We start from the raw sequence: 17,615 nt of genomic DNA, 5'->3' as shown, positions 1-17,615 counted from the left end.
AAGTCTCCTCACAACGCGCGGCGCCTAGTCCCTCTCCCGTCGGGAGAGGGGTTGGAGTGAGGGTACGCGCGAAGCCTCATGACATCGAAGTTGCACAATCACACTCAACCACCAGCAAGCCCACCGCCCACGCGCCCGGGCAGCGCGCCAGCATCTTCCTGCTCCAGATCGCCCACCTCATCATTCAAGCCACCGCGCCGCGGCGGTTGTTCTTCCAGCGGCGTGTCTTCTTCGTTGGTATCCGGATCGGGCGTGCCATGTGCAAGCACGCCAGCCTTGACGCTGGTCATGGGCCGCGCAGTGCGTGGATTGAGGTGCATGGGTAACTCCGGTGGCGTGCGAGATGAGCGTCAACGCTAGGCCGCAGGGCGCTACAACACCGTGAGCCTGCGCACAGGGGCCGTGACATCCTGTTGACGTCGCGCGGCGAGACATCCGGCACGAGCACGATGGCCACACAACCACACGACGACCTCTCGCGCACCTGTGCTCCGCAGCAGACCGCCACTTCCAGGCCGGCAAGCGCGCCAGTCCTGGCATGCATCCAGTGGCTGTTGCAGCACACACGGCTCACGCCGCCGCTACCATGCCCACTCCCTTCCGAGAGCACGCCATGCGCTATCGCACCTGCATGGCCTTGCTAAGGCCAGCGGCGAATATCAGCGCATCGTTGGGGACTGGCGGCAGCCCCGCTAAGGAAGGCGGGATTGGAGATTGGGGATTCGCAAAGCAATAGCGGCCGTGTCGCGTCGCATCGGCCAATGCTGTTACGAATCTCCAATCCCGATTCCCCAATCCCGGCCCTCAAACAATCTTGGTCCGCCGCCACCACCGCGATACCTGTTCCTCGCGCACCAGGGTGAACAAACCAGCGCCCAGGATCAGCGCGATGCCCACCGCCATCGGCCAATCCAGATGGTCGTGAAACAGCAGGTAGCCGAAGGCGATCGCCCATAGCATCTGGCTGTATTGCGTGGGCGCCACCACGCTGACCGGGGCCATGCGCGTGGCGTACATCATGCAGATGGCGGCCAGCCCGGCGAGCAGCCCGTAGCCTGCCAGCAGGCCCCACTGGTACAGCGTGGGCCAGACGAAGCTCGGCAGCATCATGATGCCGCCCATCACCAACGGGCCGATCACACCGGCGCCATACAAGGTCAATCGTTTCTCGCTGTGCCCGGCCATGCGCAAGGTGATCACCGAAATGGCGCCGACCAGGCCGCACACGATCGCCGCCACATGCCCGTGGGTAAGATGACGAAAGCCGGGGCGCAGCACGATCAACACGCCGATGAAGCCGACGATCACAGCCGACCACCGCCGCCAATGCACTTCCTCCTTGAGGAACACCACCGACAGCACGGTGACGAAGATCGGCATCAGGAAGATCAGCGCGAACGCTTCGGCCATCGGCAAGGTGGTGAAGGCGATCACCGAGGTGAGGTTGCCGATGGCGCCGGTGAGTGCGCGCAACAGCCACAGTGCCGGTTGCTTGGCCATCACCAGCTCGCGCAGCTGGTCGTCGGGCTTTTTCAGGAACGGCACCGCCAGCAGCATCAGCAGCGCGCCCAGAAACAGCACTTCGTACACCGGCAGCGTGCCTTCGAGCAGCTTCACGAACGCATCGCTGATCGAATAGGCCGCATAGCAGGCGAACCCCAACAACACACCCTTCAGCATTGCCCACGCTCCACGATTGACGCCGATCGGACGAGATGTCGAAGCGGACCGCACGCAGTATGCGGTGCGGCGTGTGTCAGCGGAACGGCGCGCGCAGTCGATCCCGGCGATGCGTGCGGGCACTGCGCCGGGCCCACCGGATGCCCGGCCGCTACAGGTCGGTTACGATGCCTGTCCCGTCCTTGCATCCGTGCGGCATCGTCCGCGCGCCGCACTTAGAGCTGTCAGCCGTGCCCCATTACTCCGGCCCACTACTCATTCTCTCCGATGCCCAAGCCCTGCTTGGCGCGCGTGGAAGTGGTCTGACTCACTGGACCGGGTCGCTGGACCTTGGCCGCAGCACCGACACCGCCCAGCTCGATGCGCAGACCTGGCAATGGCGCGGCCGGGGTTACCCGTATCCAGGCAAGCTCAAGGACCGCACGCTGTACTTCTGGGATGGCGACGATTTCGCGCCGATCTCCCGCTACAGCGGCGCGCTGATCAAACTGGTGCCCACCGAGTGGGGCGCGCCGACTTTCGAGATCGACGGCATCAAGATGCTGCCATCGGCACAGCTGTCGCCATTCGAGGATGCGCGGCGCAAGGTGGCGTTGGTGGATCCGCGCGGCAAGACCGTGCTGGATACCTGCGGCGGTCTTGGCTACTTTGCGGCCTGCTGCCTGGAGGCCAGCGTGGCGCAGTTGCTCTCGTTCGAAAAGAACGCCGACGTGCTGTGGCTGCGCACGCTCAATCCATGGTCGCCGGATCCGGACGATGCGACGAGCGGTGGACGCCTGCAGCTGACCCATGCCGATATCGCGCAGCACATCACCACGCTGGCAGACGGGTCGGTCGACGCCATCCTGCATGACCCGCCGCGTTTCGGCATTGCCGGGGAGCTGTATTCGCAGGTCTTCTACGACCAGCTGGCGCGCGTGCTGCGCCGTGGCGGCCGGCTGTTCCATTACACCGGTGCGCCCAACAGACTCACCAGCGGGCGCGATGTGCCCAATGAAGTGAGCAAGCGCCTGGCCAAGGCAGGCTTCACCACGCAACTGGCGTTGGACGGTGTGCTGGCGACGCTGCCCGCGCGGCGCTGAGTGGGTCGAGTGCGCGATGCCCTCACCGCACCAGACAGTTGGCTGGTGGTTTCTTGAAGAACAGAGGGCGCCACGCCAGACCCGCTATTTGGTGCTTTTTGAAACGTGGCGCACCCACCCACTCGACTGGTCCTTGCCCGCCCACCGTCGCGGGACCTTGAGCGGCATGGATGCCGCGCCAGAGCTACATGGACGTACTTGCAGCGTGTCCCGCGATGGTGGGCGGGCAAGGGCCCTGCAGCGAGCCAGCAGATCAGGCGGCAGACCGGCGCGAAGTCGTTTTGTTGGCCGCTCTAGGCCACTGGACGGATCTGCGATGCTGCCCCGCCCTCGACACGGACGTTGCATGCGCCCCCATTTGATCGCTGTCCTGCTGGCGTCGCTGTTGCTGGTCACCGCCGCACCCGCGCGTGCGCAGACGGCATCGGCCTCGCCAAGCGCACCAGCACAGCCGATGTCGGAAGTGACCGCACGCTATCCCGTCACCACCGCCACGCTGGCGGGGCGCGTGATCCGGCTGGGCGAACGCGATGGCAGGTGCACCGTGGTGCGCGATGGCGAAGTGCTGGTACTGGGCATTGGTGCGCCGTGCTACTTCAGCATCGATCGCAAGCGTGCGGCACAAGTCCATCGCTTCCAAGGCAGCGACATCGTGCTGGTGCAGCACGCGCATCCCACCTCACAACCGGGCTGGGATGTGGCCGTGTATGGGCCTGTCTGTGCCTTCGAAGCGCAATCGGTGCGCGACGTTGGCGGCGTGCTGGAACCCGGTAGTGTCGCCAGCTCCTGGCATTGCGATCCCACCGCAGGCGCCGACCAGAAGCAGTTCGTCTACAGCTACGACACCTGGCCCATGCGCGATGCCAAGGCGCCGGCACGCAAGCGGAAAACGCCTTGATCGCTGCATGACGCTGCAAGGGCGGCGCAGCGATGCACCACCCAAGCTCGCAACCGGTATCAGCGGCGCCATCAGCGACGGCGGCAGCGTCCCTTCCAGGTCGCATACGCAAACCCACCGATGAGCGCCAGCGGCACGCAAGTCAACAGTGCGTCCCACCCGATGGAAATCCAGAAACGATGCGGATCGTTTTCGGCCAGAAAGATCCTGGCCGCTCGGCCACGGATGACGCTGACATAGCGGCCTTCCACGATCGCGTCGAGCAGCAGCCACAAGCGACCGCAGCACGCGAACACCACCAGCACAGCCACACCGCCGACCACCCAATCGGTGATGCGCGCTGTAGTGCGCGCAGGCCCAGGTTGCGGCGATGTGCGGCGTTGCTTCAAGCGGAGCTCTCGGGTCAGGACGGTGCAGTTTACGCGCACTGATGCTCGCCACTTCGTGCCATACAAGTCCGCCATATAAAAACCAACTGTCACGACAGATGCGTTAATCGTCGATTGAATCGATGGCCAACAGCTGCTGTAACCGCAACTGCGGCTACAGCATGCGGGATTTGAAGCTACGCCAACGCGTTGCGCGCAGTGGTCTGCTGGGCGCCAAGCACACGCACTGTCTGTCGCCCATGACGAGGCCAAACACCCCGCGCCCGCAGGTTGGCTATACAGTGATTGTGTAGCCACTCTTGCTGCAGCACGGCGCCAATGACCTTTCCCTGCAAGGTGCGCGTCAATTGCAGCAGGTACAATGGCCGCGCAGCACACTCGTACGAGTGACATGGAACGCTCCACGCTGCATTCGTCTCAGGGAAGATGGACGGCAGGGATGCACTGCGCCGTGTCTGGACGCTTCCTTGGGGTTTCGCTGGTCCGCCATGGCATTGGCGGCCGCCTCGTAACCAAGGATCTTTCCCTTTGAAGACGTTCACCACCAAGACGTTCACCACCTTCCTGCTTGTTTCTTTCAGCCTGCTGCTGGCGTCCTGCGGCGGCAGCACCGGCAGCGGTGCATCCAAGCTCTCCTCCAGCGAATACCTGCTGCACAACATCTCGGTCTGGAATGGTGCAGTGACCATCATCGACCCATGGGTCTCCGGCGATCGCGGACAGAGCCTGATCGCCGATGCCGTCGCACTCAAGCCGCTGGACAGTTACAAGACCGCACTGGGCAGCCAGCGCAAGGCACTGGCTGCCAATGCCCAGGCCAACAGCGCGGTGGCCTCCGGCGTGCCGGACAATGCCAAGGACCTCGACGCCAAGCTGACCGCCTACCTCAAGAGCGCCGATGCAATGATGGCCGCGCTCGAACGCGTCGCGGCACTGCCCAACGGCTATAGCAACACCGAGCTGGCGCCGCTGGCCACGGACCTGGAAACCGTCTCTGCCCAGCTCAACACCGACATGGCAGCCTTGAATACCGCGCAGCGCGCGTATTCCGCCGAGCACAAGATCCCGATGCAGCAAGTGCAGCAGTAAGCACGGCGTCGTTGCGCGCGCCCTGCCGGTCACTGCATGTGACGTGCGGGGCGCGCGCAGGGTGCCGACGGCCTTGCCCCGGTGCACGCACCGGCAAGCGATGCGCACCTTGAGAGCATTCGAACGCGGCATTGCGACAACGCCGATGCGGCCACGCTGCATCGGCGAACGCAGCGCGCATCAAGCGCTCAGCACACCGCCCATTGATCGCGCCCGGCGGTCTTGGCGGCATACAGCGCAAGGTCGGCCTGGCTCAGTAACGTATCCAGCCCGGCGCCCGCGCTGACGCGCACCGCGCCCATGCAGAAGCGCACCGGGTGGTCGGTGGGCAGGCCGGCGATGTCGATCGCCGCCACCGCACTGCGCAAGCGGGTAAATACCGCGGGAATCTCTTCTTCGCCGCAGCCCGGCAACACCAGCAGGAATTCTTCGCCGCCCAGGCGGCCCAGGCGATCCTGCGTGCGCAGCGCCAGCCGCGATGCACTCGCCAGCGCCTTGAGCACTGCATCGCCGGTAGCGTGCCCGTGCACGTCGTTGATCTGCTTGAAGTGGTCCAGATCGATCAAGGCCAGCATGCACGGCGTCTGCGAGCGCAAGGCCTGCTCGATCTGCTGTTGCGCCTCGGCGCGGATGGCACGCCGGTTGGGCAGGCCGGTGAGTTCGTCACGCATCGCCAGCCGCGACAGCTGGCGACGGTGGCGTGCGCCGAATGCCAGCACCACCAGCGCGCCAATCAGCAACAGGCATGCCGCGCACAACGCGATCCACAACGCGCGTTGGCCGGCTTCGCGTGCCTGCAGCGCCAGTTGCGCGGTTTCGCTGCGGCGGCGCAGTTCGGCGGTTTCGGCGCCGCGGCGTGCATCGTCATAGCGCGCCTGCAGCCGTAGCATCACGGTGTCGCGCTGGCGGTCCAGACTCTGCGCGCGCAGCGTGTTGGCGCGCTGCAGTTCCTGGTAGGCCTCGGCGTGGCGCCCTTGCGATGCCAGCGCCTGGGCGATCGCGTCGACCAGTTGCGCGCGTCGGTTCAAGGTCAGATTGGGGTCGTCGGCGGCCTTGGCGGCGATGATTTCGTCATCGAGATTGCCCGCCTTCAATGCGATCAAGGCCTGCAGCAGAACGGTGTGGCATGCCGCCACGCGAGCGATGTTGCCTTGCTTCTGCATCAGCGGCAGCGCCTCGCGCGCCATCATCAATGCGGCGGCGGCATCGCCGGTTTCGATCAGGGCTTCGCTGGCACTGGTCAACGCTGCGGCCACGCCGGCCTGGTCGCCCAGCTCGCGGCTGAGCGCCAGCGCGCGCCTGAAATGCAGCAGCGCCGCTTCGGGTTGGCGTGCCGCCAAGGCCGTGCCGAACTCGTATTCGATCAGGCTGCGCTGGAAGCGTGCCGGCTGGTCATGCAGGCGCGCAAGCGCACGCTGCAGATAGTCTTCGGTTTCGTTGTCTTCGGCGGCACGGCCACCGACGCGGCTGGCCAATGAGCCCAGTTGCGTCAGCGCATCCAGTTCCAGGGCCAGGATTTTTTCGCGTGCGGCACATTGGTAGCTGGCCTGCGCCGCGCTCCAGGATTCATCGCTGCTGCCGGAAGCGAGCATGCTCCACATGTCGACCGATTCCACTTCGCACAGCAGATCGTTGCGCCCCAGGACGCGCGCGCGTTCGCGCAGCGCTTCCAGCCGCGCCACCATCCCGCGATTGGGGTTTTCGCGCACATCGCTGAGCGCCTGCACGATGTCCAGCCACAGCTGCGCCTGCCTGGCGCTGCCGTGCAACTGGTCGAGCTTCCCGCGCGCCTGCGTGAGCACGACCTGGCGGCGTTCGTTGTCTTCCAGCGAAATGAGCACGCGTGCCTGCGTCAGCAAGGCCCAGAACTCGGCATCCACATCGTGACTGCGACGGGCCTGCTGCAGGGAAGCCTGTGCGATCTGCAACGCCGCCATGGGGTCGTCGATTGCTGCCGCTTCAATGGTCTTCCACGGCTGCGGCTGCGCCGACACCACCGCGCTGCTCAGCAACAAAACAAGCCCGGCAAGCACGCGTCGCCACCGGGTTGCCGGCATGCTCATGGAACCGTCACGGCGATAACGGGCCGCAGCGTGCGCGCGCCCTTGGGGCGCCATGTCCGCTCCGGTGGCGGCTTGCTGGTTGCTGCGGCATCTCACGCACTCCCACGGTTGGACAGCGATGGAATCGGGTGGAATCTGCGGCCAAATGGCCGTGATCCGGATGTCATGCAACTGCAATGATGACCGGCAGGCACGACGGGGCACGTGATCGACGCGCAAGGAGTCGAGCTCGTTATCGGCCAGGGTGGTCCAGTCTTGAATCGGGATGACGCCATGCGCAGCTGCCGATGCCAGGGGCCTGCATTGGCGCAGACCTGCCGCGGACGTTGTATGTGGCACGGGGTCACCAACTGCCGCGAACATGTTGCCGGGGCGCCGAGGGGCGCTCGCTGCACGAGTCAGCAGTCGTTTTCGCGCGGACAGTTGCAGCCTTCGACTCAAGATGAAAGCCCCCACAGGCGCGCCACGTAAACTGCCGCACGGCAGCTGCCGCCCCTTGTTCTTCCGGAGACGCCGTGACCTTGCCCCTTCCCCGTCTGCTCACACTGCTGACCATCGCCTTGCTGTCGGCATGCGCCACCCAGGCCCCGCGTGCGCCGCAACGCACGCCGGATGCGGTGAAGGCCGATATCGCACGGCGCCTGCCGGCGACATTGCCCGACCGCGCCGGCTGGGCCAGCGATGTGTACGTGGCGCTGTCATCGCAGGCGTTGGACACCAGCGCCGAGCACATCTGCGCGGTGCTGGCGGTGACCGAGCAGGAGTCGACCTACCAGGCCAACCCGGTGGTGCCCAACCTGGGCAAGATCGCGCGTGCGGAGATCGACCGCCGCGCGGGTGCGCACCACATCCCCGGTTTCATGGTCGATGCCGCCTTGCGCCTGGGCTCGCCGGATGGGCGCAGCTATGCCACGCGCATCGCTGCCGCGCGCACCGAGCAGGAACTGAGCCGCATCTTCGAAGACTTCACCGGCAGCGTACCGCTGGGCGCGCGCCTGTTCGACGGGCTCAACCCGGTGCACACCGCCGGGCCGATGCAGGTGAGCATCGCCTTTGCCGAACACCATGCGCAGCGCTATCCCTACCCGCCCGGCGACTCGATCCGCCACGAGGTCTTCAGCCGCCGTGGCGGGCTGTGGTTCGGCACCCAGCATCTGCTTGGGTACCCGGTCACCTACGACGCGCTGTTGTACCGCTTCGCCGATTTCAACGCCGGGTGGTACGCCAGCCGCAATGCCGCCTTCCAGGCCGCGCTGAGCAAGGCCAGCGGTATCGCGCTGACACTGGACGGCGACCTGCTCACACCCGGCGCCAGCCTGGATGCGCCCGGCAGCACCGAGCGCGCCGCGCGCAGCCTGGGCAGCCAACTGGCGATGAGCGACCGCCAGCTCCGGCGCGCACTGGAAGCCGGCAACGCGGCCGATTTCGCAGATACCGAGCTGTATCGCCAGGTGTTCGCACTGGCCGAGCGCAGCGCCGGCAAGCCGCTGCCGCGCGCCGTGCTGCCCGGCATCACCCTGGAAAGCCCAAAGATCACCCGCACGCTCACCACCGCCTGGTTTGCGCAGCGGGTGAACGAGCGCTGGAAGCGCTGCATGAGCAAGTAAGCGCGCGCGGGTGCGTCAGCTGCAGCACCTGCTCGGCGACTTCTGTGCGCCGATTGAATCCACTACGCAGGCGATGCCGCGTCGCTCGATGAGAAGCAAGACTTCCGGCAGAGGCACGCATGGCGGGCAGCGGGTAGCATCGTGCGGCCGCGCCGACCGCGTTGCGCGCTCCTTTCGTCCCGGAGACTCCTACATGCCCACCCCGTTGCCGCTGCGGCACCTGTTCGTCGCCATCGCGCTGGCCGCCCTGCCTGCACTTGCCAGCGCGCAGGCCCCTGCCGTCACCGAGGCTGACTACGCGCGCGCCGAGCGGCTGATCAGCTATGCCGCGCAGCCGCTGGTCGACCATGCCCTCACGCGCATCGATTGGCTGGATGCCACGCATGTGGTGTATGTCGATCACGACGCCAAGGGCAACCACCTGCTGCAGCTGGACACCGCCACCGGCAAGAGCGCGCCGCTGTTCAAACAGGCCACGCTGGTCGCTGCGCTCAACACGCTGCTGAAGACCGGCGACAAACCGCTCAAGGCCGACACCTTCGCACCGGTGGTCAAGCGCACCGCCGACGGTCGTTACCGCCTCAACGTCCGCGATACCGCCGTGGTCTGCGATGCGCGGGCACGCTGCAGCAAGCTCTACGCAAAGGACAAACCGGAACCGGGCGTGCTGTCGCCGGATAAACGCAGCGAAGCCTTCATCCGTGACTGGAACCTGTGGGTGCGCGATCTGGCCAGCGGCAAGGAAACCCAGCTCACCCGCGACGGCGTGAAGAATTTCGGCTATGCCACCGACAACGCCGGCTGGCAGCATAGCGATAACGCCATCGTGGCGTGGTCGCCGGATTCGCAAAAAATTGCCACGTTCCAGCAGGACCAACGCAAGACCGGCGACATGTATCTGGTCAGCACCAAGCTCGGGCACCCGGAACTGCAATCCTGGAAATACCCGCTGGCCGGCGACAAGGACGTGACCATGATCGAGCGCGTCATCATCGACGTGCCCACCCGCAGCGTGCTGCGCCTGAAGACACCGCCGGATCAACACCGCTCCACCCTATGCGACGACGTGAGTTGCTCGCCCGGCCTGTGGGACGACGTGAAGTGGGCACCGGATGGCAAGACGCTGGCGTTCGCCTCCACCTCGCGCTTCCACAAGCAGGTCTGGCTGCGCATCGCCGATGCCGCCACCGGTACGGTGCGCACCGCGTTCGACGAAACCGCCAAAACCTATTACGAGAGCGGCCAGGTCGCCGCCAACTGGGCGTATTTGCCCGGTAGCAACGAGGTGGTGTGGTTTTCCGAGCGTAGCGATTGGGGCCAGTTGTATCTCTACGATCTGGCCACCGGCAAACCCAAGCGCGCCATCACCAGCGGCGAAGGCAACGTCACCGAGGTGTTGCGCGTGGACCCGGTCAGCCGCACCGCGTGGTTCATGGCGGTCGGTCGCTCGGCGAGTGTAGACCCCTACTACCAGCAGCTGTGGAAAGTGAGCCTGGACGGTGGCGCGCCGGTGCTGCTGACCCCGGAAGTAGCCGATCACAGCGTGAAGTTGTCGACCGATGGCGCGCGCTTCGTCGACACCTATTCCACTTCGGTCACCCCGCCCGTCACGCTGCTGCGCGACGCCGGCGACGGCCGTACCGTCAGCACGATTGCCAGCGCCGACATCACACGTCTCAAGGCTGCAGGCTGGGTGCCGCCGGTGCCCATCACGGTGAAGGCGCGCGACGGCAAGACCACGCTGTACGGGCTGATGTTCAAGCCCAGCAACTTCGACCCGACGCGCAAATATCCGGTCATCGATTACGTCTATCCCGGCCCGCAGACCGGCTCGGTCCGCGGCCGCAGCTTCCTGGCCGGCCACGGCGACAATCAATCGCTGGCCGAACTCGGCTTCATCGTGGTCGCCATCGACGGCATGGGCACGCCGTGGCGCTCCAAGACCTTCCACGACACCTGGTACGCGAACATGGGCGACAACACCTTGCCCGACCAGGTCGCCGGCTTGAAGGAACTGGGCAAACGTTACCCGTGGATCGATCTGGACCGCGTCGGCATCTGGGGCCATTCCGGCGGCGGCAACGCGTCCACCGCTGCGATGCTGCGCTACCCGGACGTCTTCAAGGTGGCCTGGTCGGAAAGCGGCAACCACGACAACCGCGGCTACGAAGATGATTGGGCCGAGAAATATCACGGCGAGCACATCGTCAACAAAGACGGCAGCTCCAACTACGACGACCAGGCCAATGCCAACCACGCCAGCAACCTCAAGGGCCGGTTGATGCTGGTGCACGGCACACTGGACGACAACGTGCCGCCGTATCTCACCTTGCTGGTGGCCGATGCCTTGATCAAGGCCAACAAGAACTTCGACATGCTGATGCTGCCCAACGCCAAGCATGGCTACGGCGATCTCACGCCCTATGTCGCCCGCCGCCGCTGGGATTACTTCGTGCAGTACCTGCTTGGCGCAACACCGCCGGCGCAGTACCAGATGAAGCCGATGCCGAAGGACTGAGCGGCGAACACGCAATGTGGTTGCCGGTGCAGCGCGTTGAGGCCGGCAAGCGGTTGGCCGCGCTTGGTGGCTCGGCCACACGTGTCATCCGGGCAAACCCGGATGACCTGCGTGGCACTCACTTCGCCGTGCTGCCACCCAGCTGCTTGCTCAAGAACGCCAGCAAGCGTGTGTAGTACTCGCGGCGGTGCGGCTCGGTGTAGAACCCGTGGCCCTCGTTGGGGAAGTACAGCGACTCCACCGGCACGCCGGCACCTTTGAGCGCACACTCCATGCGTTTGGTGTGCTCGATCGGCGCGCGCTCGTCCTTGCCGCCGGCTGCAAGAAACACCGGCACCTTGATCTGGTTGGCCAGCGTCACCGGCGAGCGTGCCGCCAGTGTCTCGCGTGCGCCCAGCCAGTCGCCGGTCCAGTTCTTGGCCCAGCGCGCGTAACGCCCGTTATCGCGCGCCAGCATGTCCAGATCGTAGACGCCCACATACCCGGCCGCGCAGCGGTACAAGCCGGGTTCCTTGGCCACGCCCATCAATGCGGCATAGCCGCCGTAACTGGCGCCGTACAGACAGATGCGCGCGGCATCGGCAACGCCCTGCGTGATCGCCCAGCGCGTGGCGTCGGTGAGATCGTCCTGCATGCGGCCACCCCATTCCTTGGCGCCGGCAACCGTGAAGGCGCGCCCGTAGTTGGCCGAGCCACGGTAATTGACGCGCAATACCGCATAGCCTGCCGCCGCCAGCAGTTGCGCGTCGTCATCGAATTCCCACTTGTCGAAGATGCCAAACGGGCCACCATGCGGCATCACGATCAGCGGCAGCGGCTTGCCTGCATCGGCATGCAGCGGGCGGGTGAGATAGCCGTGTAGCTGCAGCCCATCGCGCGCCTTGAAACTGGCCTGCGTGCTCGCCGGCACCGCATCGGGCGGAAACCACTCGCGCCGACTGAACACACGGTCGGCATGCTTGCTGACCGTGTCGAACAGGTAGTAATCGCCGTTGTTGCGATCGCTCCACACATACACCAGCACCAGGCGACGGTCGCGCGTGGCCGAGGTGATGTACACCGCGTTGCCGTCGAAGGCCTTTTCCAGGCTGCGATACAGCTTGGCGGTCGGGGTCTGTTCGTCGAAAAAGCGGTTGCGTACGCGGTCGCTCATGTACGCCGCGCCAATCGGGGTGATGCCATCCAGATCGCGCAGGATGCGATCCGGGTCGACAGTGTCGTCGTGCAACAACGGCGTGGACTTGCCGGTGGCCGGGTCCCAGGCCGCCAGCACATCGGTCCCGGTGTCCTGCTCCACCTGCAGGTAGGCCACGCTGCCATCGGCAGAAAAACCCAGCGGAAACTCGCGGTGCTTGCTGCTGCCCGCATCGTTGATCAGCCGCCAAGGCGCATCGTCGTTGTCGCGGTAATACAGCTTGCTCGTGTTGGTCACATCGGCCCCGCTGGCGAAGCGGATGCGCCCTTGCTGGTCGGTCACAAAATCCGCCCGTCGCACCGGCGCGGTGGCCACGGTACTGCGCCGCCCGGTCTGGATATCCAGCTTGTCGACCCGCACATTCGGGTCGCCGACAAACGGAATCGTCGACACCAGGATGTTGCGCGCATCGCCAGGCAAGGTATCCAGCATGTAGGTGCCCGGGTCCAGATCCATCTTCAGCTGCGTGCCGTTGATGTCGGGATTGGTGCCATACGGGCTTGCCAGCAACCGGCTGTTCTTGCCGTCCGCATCAATGGCATGCAGCTGGCCGATCGCCATCGGTTCGTCGCGCGAGCCCAGCCGTTGCGCCATCGACACCACCATGCGCTCGTCGCTGGCCCACCAGAAATCGTCCACCACGCTGTTGGCGCCACCGGTCACTTTTGCCGTGGCCACCTTGTCCTTCCGTCGCACGATGCCGAGCACGGTGCGATCTTCCATCGGCATGGTGAGCGCGAAATAATCGCCGGTCGGCGAAATCTTGATCCGCTCGATCTGGTCGCTCTTGAGATACGGGGTCAGATCCAGCACCTCCTGCGCCTGGGCCGGCATCGCCGCCACTAACGCAAGCACACCCCCCACACCCATCGTCCAATGCCGCATAGCGCCCACTCGATCTGTCCTTGAGGCCACCATGGTGGCAAAGGTGCGTGCGTGCGTCCATTGCTTGTGCAAGCCTGTGCACAGGGATGCAGGCTGCAGGTGCGTCTACGACGTGCTGCCCCGGGGTAAGACGCGCACCTGCATGCGCGCCTGCGTCAGATGTAGCCCGCCTCCATGCGACTCATCGATGCAAGCGATCAGCGCGCGGCAGGTCGCCGCTGGCCCAGCAAGCCGATACGCCGGAACCACATCTCCAGCGGCACCGTGACCAGCGGCGGCAACGCGGCCAGCAGACTCAGGGCCCAGGCCCACCACGGCCAGCGCAACCGCAACGCCGCGATCACGCTGACCGCGACATAGAACAGAAACGCCGCGCCATGCAGGCGCCCGAACAACCAGACCACCAGCTCGGTGCTCTGCAGCCCGTACTTGAGCAACATGCCGAGCAACAAGCCGGCCCAGGTCAGCCCCTCGAAAAATGCAGCCAACGCAAACAGCCGGCCAATCGGCGACAACGCAGAAGACGCACGCATGCAACACTCCAAGACGGACAGGGGATTGCCGCGACGCGATGGCGGCGGCGACGCCCGCTGGCCCACTGAGTTTACAGGTGGTGACCGCAGCGGGTGCCGGTGCACCGCTGCCGAGCGTCCGAGCCCACTCCTGCAGTGCATCTGGCTGCAGCAACGCACCAGTCGCCCGTCCAGGCAATAATGCAGGTCTTGCTGTCCTCAGGCCCGCACCATGCGCCTCGCCCTGCTGCTCTCATTGCTGTTCGCCTTGCTGCCCGTCACGGCATCAGCCCTGCGCGTCGACGAGGGCGACCTGCTGTTCGTCACCGCCGCACGCAGCGGCCTCAGCGGTGCGATCGACGGCGCAACCGCAAGACCGGGCGCGCCCAGCTTCGACCATGTGGCACTGGTCGCGCACGAAGGGACCACGCAGATCGTCCTGCACGCCGACGAACAAGGCTCGCGCCAGCAGTCGCTGCGCACGTTCATCGACGAGGCGACCGCCAGGCATCGGCAGATCATTGTGTATCGCCTCGCGCCAGAGCATCGCCCTGCCATTGCAGACGCCGTCGCCCAGGCGCATCGCATGCTCGGCAAACCCTATAACGACACCTATGTGCCGAACGAAGACAGCTATTACTGCTCGGACTTCATCGAGCGCGCGTTCCGGGCCCACCATGTGTTTGCCCTGCAGCCGATGAACTTCAAGAACCTGCAGACCGGCAGGATCTCGCCGTACTGGACCGATTTCTACCGCAGCCGCGGCATGCAGGTACCGCAGGACGTACCCGGCAGCAACCCGAACGATATGGCGCGCGCACCAGCGCTCACCGTGGTCGCGAAATTGAACTGAGATGCGCGATCAAGGCGTCGAGACGTCGCCGGTGAGCGGCGCGGCGGGCTACTCCCAGACGCCGGGCACACCCTGGCGCAAATAGCACGCATCTCAACCACGGTTCGTGTCATGCGCACGCCCTCACCCACTCTCGGCACACTGGTTCGGCATTTGATCGAGTTGCTGGACGGCGACCTGGAAGCGGTCTACGCAAACGCGGGCCTGGCCTGGCGGCCGCGCTATACGCCGGTGTTGCGTGTGCTGATGCGGCTTGGCCCTGCTTCCATCAAGGTGCTGGCCCAGGAGATCGGCATTACGCACTCCGCTGCCAGCCAGACCGTGGCGCAGATGACCAAGCAGCGCCTGGTCGCGCTGAAGCCGGGTGCAGATGCACGCGAACGCATCGTGGTGCTCACCACCAGGACCCGGAAGATGATCCCCGCATTGCAGCGCCAGTGGGCAGCAACCAATGCCGCCGCCGCGCAGCTCGATGCGGAACTCTCCGTGCCTCTCAGCGCAGTGCTTGCCGAAGCCATCGCCGCCTTGAATCAACGCCCGTTCGCCCACCGCATCACCGCCGCTGCCACCGCAGCAAGCAGCACCACGCCCCCGTAACCGCAACATTCAAAAGGACTCGCGTATGCACGCAATGACGCAATCCAGTGCACCGCTCGCGGCACCGCCATCACGGCGCAACATGCAACCGATCGAGCTTGGCGAGGACGGACTGTTGCGGCCAGGCAAGCTGCGCTGGCTGCGCTGGCTGCGCGCCTGCGGCTGGGCGTTGCTGCTGTTTTTTCTGGTCGCCATTCCCACCGGCGTGGTGACGCGCTTTCTGGGCGGCTTCTGGCCGAAAACCAACGAGCCGGTGCAGTTTGCCGTCAGTTTCTTTGGCGCCTTGGTGGCGTTGGGTATCTATACGCTGGCAGTCCGTCTCGCCGAAAAACGCAGGCCACCGGAAATTGCACTGCGCCCCATGCTGCCGCAGCTATGCATCGGCCTGCTGGCCGGCGCGGCGATGTTCGCCAGCGTCATGGGCATCATGGCGCTGTTCGGGTTGTACGACATCCAGGCACTCGGGCCGGCATCGTGGAAGAGCTGATGATGCGCGCGGTGCTGCTGCGTCTGGTGTGGCGTGCATTCGGCCCATGGGCCGCATTTGCGGTGTCGTGTGCGGTGTTCGGTTTCACCCACCTGGGCAACCCGAATGCCACGGTCTTCGCCGCCATCTGCATCGCACTGGAAGCCGGCGTCATGCTCGGCGCGTTCTATGCACTGACAGGGCGCATCTGGGTTTCGATCGGTGCGCATATCGCCTGGAATTTCACGCAAGGCTATCTGTTCGGCGCCACCGTCTCGGGCATGGCGTTGGGTCCGGCCATTGCGCGCAGCACGCCCAATGCCACGGTGCCGGAATGGCTCACCGGCGGCGCGTTCGGCCCGGAAGCATCGCTGCCCGGCATGCTGGTCTGCCTTGCAGTGGGTGTGGCGGTTGTGTGGCTGGCCTGGCGTCGGGGCCAGTTCGCCAGGCAGTGATCCTGCGACGTCGCAGCGCAGGATGGTGATCGATGCGGTAGGGCAGCAGGCGTCTGCCGCAACGCCTACGCTGCAAACTCATTGCCCACCTGTAGCACGGTCGACGGCGCCGCCAGATGCTCCGGCGGCGCCGTCGTTCAAGGCAGGAAGCGACACCCGCACGCAACCGATGCGCGGCGTGCACAACGTCTTGCCAATGCCCACACATGCCACGCCCTAGTCTGCGCGCATCGAAAACACCGTGCCACGCGCAGTACATTCCGCCTGCGATGGTCGAGCACATGCAGAGGTGCACATGGCTTTGATCCACTCCATCCTGATGGGCGCTGTTGCCGGCATGCGCTCGATGACACCGCTGGCCGCCGTCGCCAACGCTGCACGCACCGGCAAGTTGCCGGCCAACAACGGCGCACCGGCATTGCTTGCCAACCCGCTGGCATCGGCCGGCATGTTGGCTTTGGCCGGCGGCGAGCTGGCGGGCGACAAGATGAAGACCGCTCCGGACCGCATCGTGCTCCCCGGAATGATCGCCCGCATCGCCACCGGCGTCATCGTTGGCACTGCACTGGCGCCGCGCGAGCAACGTGGCATTGCCGCACTGCTCGGTGCCACCACTGCGGTTGCCGCTGCCTACCTCACCTTCAACGCGCGCATGCGTGCGATCGAACGGTACGGCCAGACCAGCACCGGCGTTTTTGAAGATGCCATTTCGGTGGGCGCGGCGACGTTGATCATGCGCGATGCGGCGAAGCGATAACGCAGCTCCATTACTTGGGTGTAGTGCATAAAAGGTGCCGCTGGGAAGACAGGTCACGCCCGCAACTGCGTTTGTGCGTCAGCCTTGCGGCAACATCTGCGCACCGGGCTCACGACAGAGAGGTTGCCGCAACGATCAAGCTAGGTCCGGCCAGATGCCTCGGCAACCGCACTCCAGCCATGCGTCGCACTCCACATCCAGCCGCTGGGCGGCGCATCGCTGCCCTTTAGCCGGGCAAGGCAAGTGAGCGTTCGATCATCGTCGCTCCAACGCACGCTTGTCTGGCCCCGGCGCACGGGCAATCCGCTGAGCTGACGACGATCCACACTGATCTCAAACCATGGAGCAAACAACGGCCCCAGCGGATCATCCAGTGCCATCAGGTTCTCAGAACCTGTTCACGATCTTCGCAGATCAGTGCAGACTATGCGGATGCGCCAAAAGACCTATCCGAGTGACATGAGCCGGGAGCAGTTCGCACACGTGCTGCCGATCCTGGAACAAGCGCGCAAGCGCACCAAGCCACGCCGTGTGGATTTATATGAGGTGTGGTGCGCAGTGTTGTACGT

Annotated in this window: 16 protein-coding genes and 1 pseudogene; 11 read left to right on the top strand and 6 right to left on the bottom strand. The window is 65.3% G+C overall.

All coding sequences use genetic code 11. The features are described from left to right. Positions 1 to 104 precede the first annotated feature (104 nt). The gene (locus A7D16_RS10590) at positions 105 to 320 is read right to left on the bottom strand and encodes a hypothetical protein (protein WP_064632438.1); all 216 of its coding nucleotides are present in this window, start codon (positions 318 to 320) and stop codon (positions 105 to 107) included. 484 nt (positions 321 to 804) lie between these two features. Then, positions 805 to 1,680: a DMT family transporter gene (locus A7D16_RS10585; RefSeq protein WP_064632436.1), complete on the bottom strand. Its 876-nt coding sequence runs from the start codon at positions 1,678 to 1,680 to the stop codon at positions 805 to 807. A gap of 167 nt (positions 1,681 to 1,847) precedes the next feature. On the opposite strand from A7D16_RS10585, the gene A7D16_RS10580 reads away from it, so the two are divergent. Beyond that, positions 1,848 to 2,762, top strand: coding sequence for a class I SAM-dependent methyltransferase (locus tag A7D16_RS10580; RefSeq protein ID WP_239686986.1), 915 nt, complete (start codon positions 1,848 to 1,850; stop codon positions 2,760 to 2,762). 346 nt (positions 2,763 to 3,108) lie between these two features. Continuing rightward, positions 3,109 to 3,660, top strand: a complete 552-nt coding sequence (locus A7D16_RS10575; RefSeq protein ID WP_064632435.1) for a hypothetical protein — start codon at positions 3,109 to 3,111, stop codon at positions 3,658 to 3,660. Between the two features lie 71 nt (positions 3,661 to 3,731). Here the strand turns inward: A7D16_RS10575 and A7D16_RS10570 are convergent, their stop codons facing one another. Then, positions 3,732 to 3,926 (bottom strand): hypothetical protein, encoded by a 195-nt coding sequence (locus A7D16_RS10570; RefSeq protein WP_064632507.1) that lies wholly within the window; start codon positions 3,924 to 3,926, stop codon positions 3,732 to 3,734. A 651-nt stretch (positions 3,927 to 4,577) separates the two neighbouring features. Here A7D16_RS10570 and A7D16_RS10565 point away from each other — a divergent pair. Beyond that, positions 4,578 to 5,138: a hypothetical protein gene (locus tag A7D16_RS10565; RefSeq protein WP_064632434.1), complete on the top strand. Its 561-nt coding sequence runs from the start codon at positions 4,578 to 4,580 to the stop codon at positions 5,136 to 5,138. A 188-nt stretch (positions 5,139 to 5,326) separates the two neighbouring features. On the opposite strand, the gene A7D16_RS10560 is transcribed toward A7D16_RS10565, so the two are convergent. After that, positions 5,327 to 7,201, bottom strand: coding sequence for a GGDEF domain-containing protein (locus A7D16_RS10560; protein ID WP_064632433.1), 1,875 nt, complete (start codon positions 7,199 to 7,201; stop codon positions 5,327 to 5,329). Positions 7,202 to 7,716: 515 nt separating this feature from the next. On the opposite strand from A7D16_RS10560, the gene A7D16_RS10555 reads away from it, so the two are divergent. Further along, on the top strand, positions 7,717 to 8,808 hold the full coding sequence (locus A7D16_RS10555; protein WP_064632431.1) for a DUF1615 domain-containing protein: 1,092 nt from the start codon (positions 7,717 to 7,719) through the stop codon (positions 8,806 to 8,808). 193 nt (positions 8,809 to 9,001) lie between these two features. Continuing rightward, on the top strand, positions 9,002 to 11,326 hold the full coding sequence (locus A7D16_RS10550; RefSeq protein ID WP_064632429.1) for a S9 family peptidase: 2,325 nt from the start codon (positions 9,002 to 9,004) through the stop codon (positions 11,324 to 11,326). 118 nt (positions 11,327 to 11,444) lie between these two features. On the opposite strand, the gene A7D16_RS10545 is transcribed toward A7D16_RS10550, so the two are convergent. Both A7D16_RS10545 and A7D16_RS10540 read right to left on the bottom strand, forming a co-directional pair. After that, a complete protein-coding gene (locus A7D16_RS10545; RefSeq protein WP_064632427.1) occupies positions 11,445 to 13,391 on the bottom strand; it encodes a S9 family peptidase in 1,947 nt (648 codons plus the stop codon). Positions 13,392 to 13,603: 212 nt separating this feature from the next. Further along, on the bottom strand, positions 13,604 to 13,939 hold the full coding sequence (locus A7D16_RS10540) for a DUF3817 domain-containing protein (protein ID WP_064632425.1): 336 nt from the start codon (positions 13,937 to 13,939) through the stop codon (positions 13,604 to 13,606). Between the two features lie 211 nt (positions 13,940 to 14,150). Here A7D16_RS10540 and A7D16_RS10535 point away from each other — a divergent pair, with 211 nt between their 5' ends. The 6 genes and pseudogenes from A7D16_RS10535 to A7D16_RS22495 form a co-directional block, all read left to right on the top strand. Next, a complete protein-coding gene (locus A7D16_RS10535) occupies positions 14,151 to 14,771 on the top strand; it encodes a YiiX/YebB-like N1pC/P60 family cysteine hydrolase (protein WP_064632423.1) in 621 nt (206 codons plus the stop codon). A gap of 111 nt (positions 14,772 to 14,882) precedes the next feature. Further along, the gene (locus A7D16_RS10530; RefSeq protein ID WP_064632421.1) at positions 14,883 to 15,368 is read left to right on the top strand and encodes a MarR family winged helix-turn-helix transcriptional regulator; all 486 of its coding nucleotides are present in this window, start codon (positions 14,883 to 14,885) and stop codon (positions 15,366 to 15,368) included. An 82-nt stretch (positions 15,369 to 15,450) separates the two neighbouring features. After that, positions 15,451 to 15,855 carry a DUF3611 family protein gene (locus A7D16_RS24095; RefSeq protein WP_239686985.1) on the top strand — a complete coding sequence of 135 codons (405 nt, stop codon included), beginning with the start codon at positions 15,451 to 15,453 and terminating at the stop codon, positions 15,853 to 15,855. After that, entirely contained in the window at positions 15,843 to 16,289 is a 447-nt protein-coding gene (locus A7D16_RS24090; RefSeq protein ID WP_239686984.1) for a CPBP family intramembrane glutamic endopeptidase, read from the top strand. The genes A7D16_RS24095 and A7D16_RS24090 overlap by 13 nt, the downstream gene beginning before the upstream one ends. Positions 16,290 to 16,584: 295 nt before the next feature. Further along, positions 16,585 to 17,046, top strand: a complete 462-nt coding sequence (locus tag A7D16_RS10520; protein WP_064632419.1) for a DUF4126 family protein — start codon at positions 16,585 to 16,587, stop codon at positions 17,044 to 17,046. A 432-nt stretch (positions 17,047 to 17,478) separates the two neighbouring features. Then, a pseudogene (locus A7D16_RS22495) lies at positions 17,479 to 17,615 on the top strand (IS5/IS1182 family transposase); the annotation flags it as partial.

This window comes from Xanthomonas nasturtii (assembly GCF_001660815.1).
Lineage (GTDB): Bacteria > Pseudomonadota > Gammaproteobacteria > Xanthomonadales > Xanthomonadaceae > Xanthomonas > Xanthomonas nasturtii.
Note: the sequence above shows the minus strand (reverse complement) of the source record. Positions and strands in the feature narration are given on the sequence as shown.

Excerpts from the sequence above, each read along its gene's own strand:
- A7D16_RS10590 (WP_064632438.1), bottom strand. The coding sequence starts at position 320 with ATGCACCTCAATCCACGCACTGCGCGGCCCATGACCAGCGTCAAGGCT.
- A7D16_RS10585 (WP_064632436.1), bottom strand. The coding sequence starts at position 1,680 with ATGCTGAAGGGTGTGTTGTTGGGGTTCGCCTGCTATGCGGCCTATTCG.
- A7D16_RS10580 (WP_239686986.1), top strand. The coding sequence starts at position 1,848 with ATGCCTGTCCCGTCCTTGCATCCGTGCGGCATCGTCCGCGCGCCGCAC.
- A7D16_RS10575 (WP_064632435.1), top strand. The coding sequence starts at position 3,109 with ATGCGCCCCCATTTGATCGCTGTCCTGCTGGCGTCGCTGTTGCTGGTC.
- A7D16_RS10560 (WP_064632433.1), bottom strand. The coding sequence starts at position 7,201 with ATGAGCATGCCGGCAACCCGGTGGCGACGCGTGCTTGCCGGGCTTGTT.
- A7D16_RS10550 (WP_064632429.1), top strand. The coding sequence starts at position 9,002 with ATGCCCACCCCGTTGCCGCTGCGGCACCTGTTCGTCGCCATCGCGCTG.
- A7D16_RS10545 (WP_064632427.1), bottom strand. The coding sequence starts at position 13,391 with ATGGGTGTGGGGGGTGTGCTTGCGTTAGTGGCGGCGATGCCGGCCCAG.
- A7D16_RS10540 (WP_064632425.1), bottom strand. The coding sequence starts at position 13,939 with ATGCGTGCGTCTTCTGCGTTGTCGCCGATTGGCCGGCTGTTTGCGTTG.
- A7D16_RS10535 (WP_064632423.1), top strand. The coding sequence starts at position 14,151 with ATGCGCCTCGCCCTGCTGCTCTCATTGCTGTTCGCCTTGCTGCCCGTC.
- A7D16_RS10530 (WP_064632421.1), top strand. The coding sequence starts at position 14,883 with ATGCGCACGCCCTCACCCACTCTCGGCACACTGGTTCGGCATTTGATC.
- A7D16_RS24095 (WP_239686985.1), top strand. The coding sequence starts at position 15,451 with ATGCAACCGATCGAGCTTGGCGAGGACGGACTGTTGCGGCCAGGCAAG.
- A7D16_RS10520 (WP_064632419.1), top strand. The coding sequence starts at position 16,585 with ATGGCTTTGATCCACTCCATCCTGATGGGCGCTGTTGCCGGCATGCGC.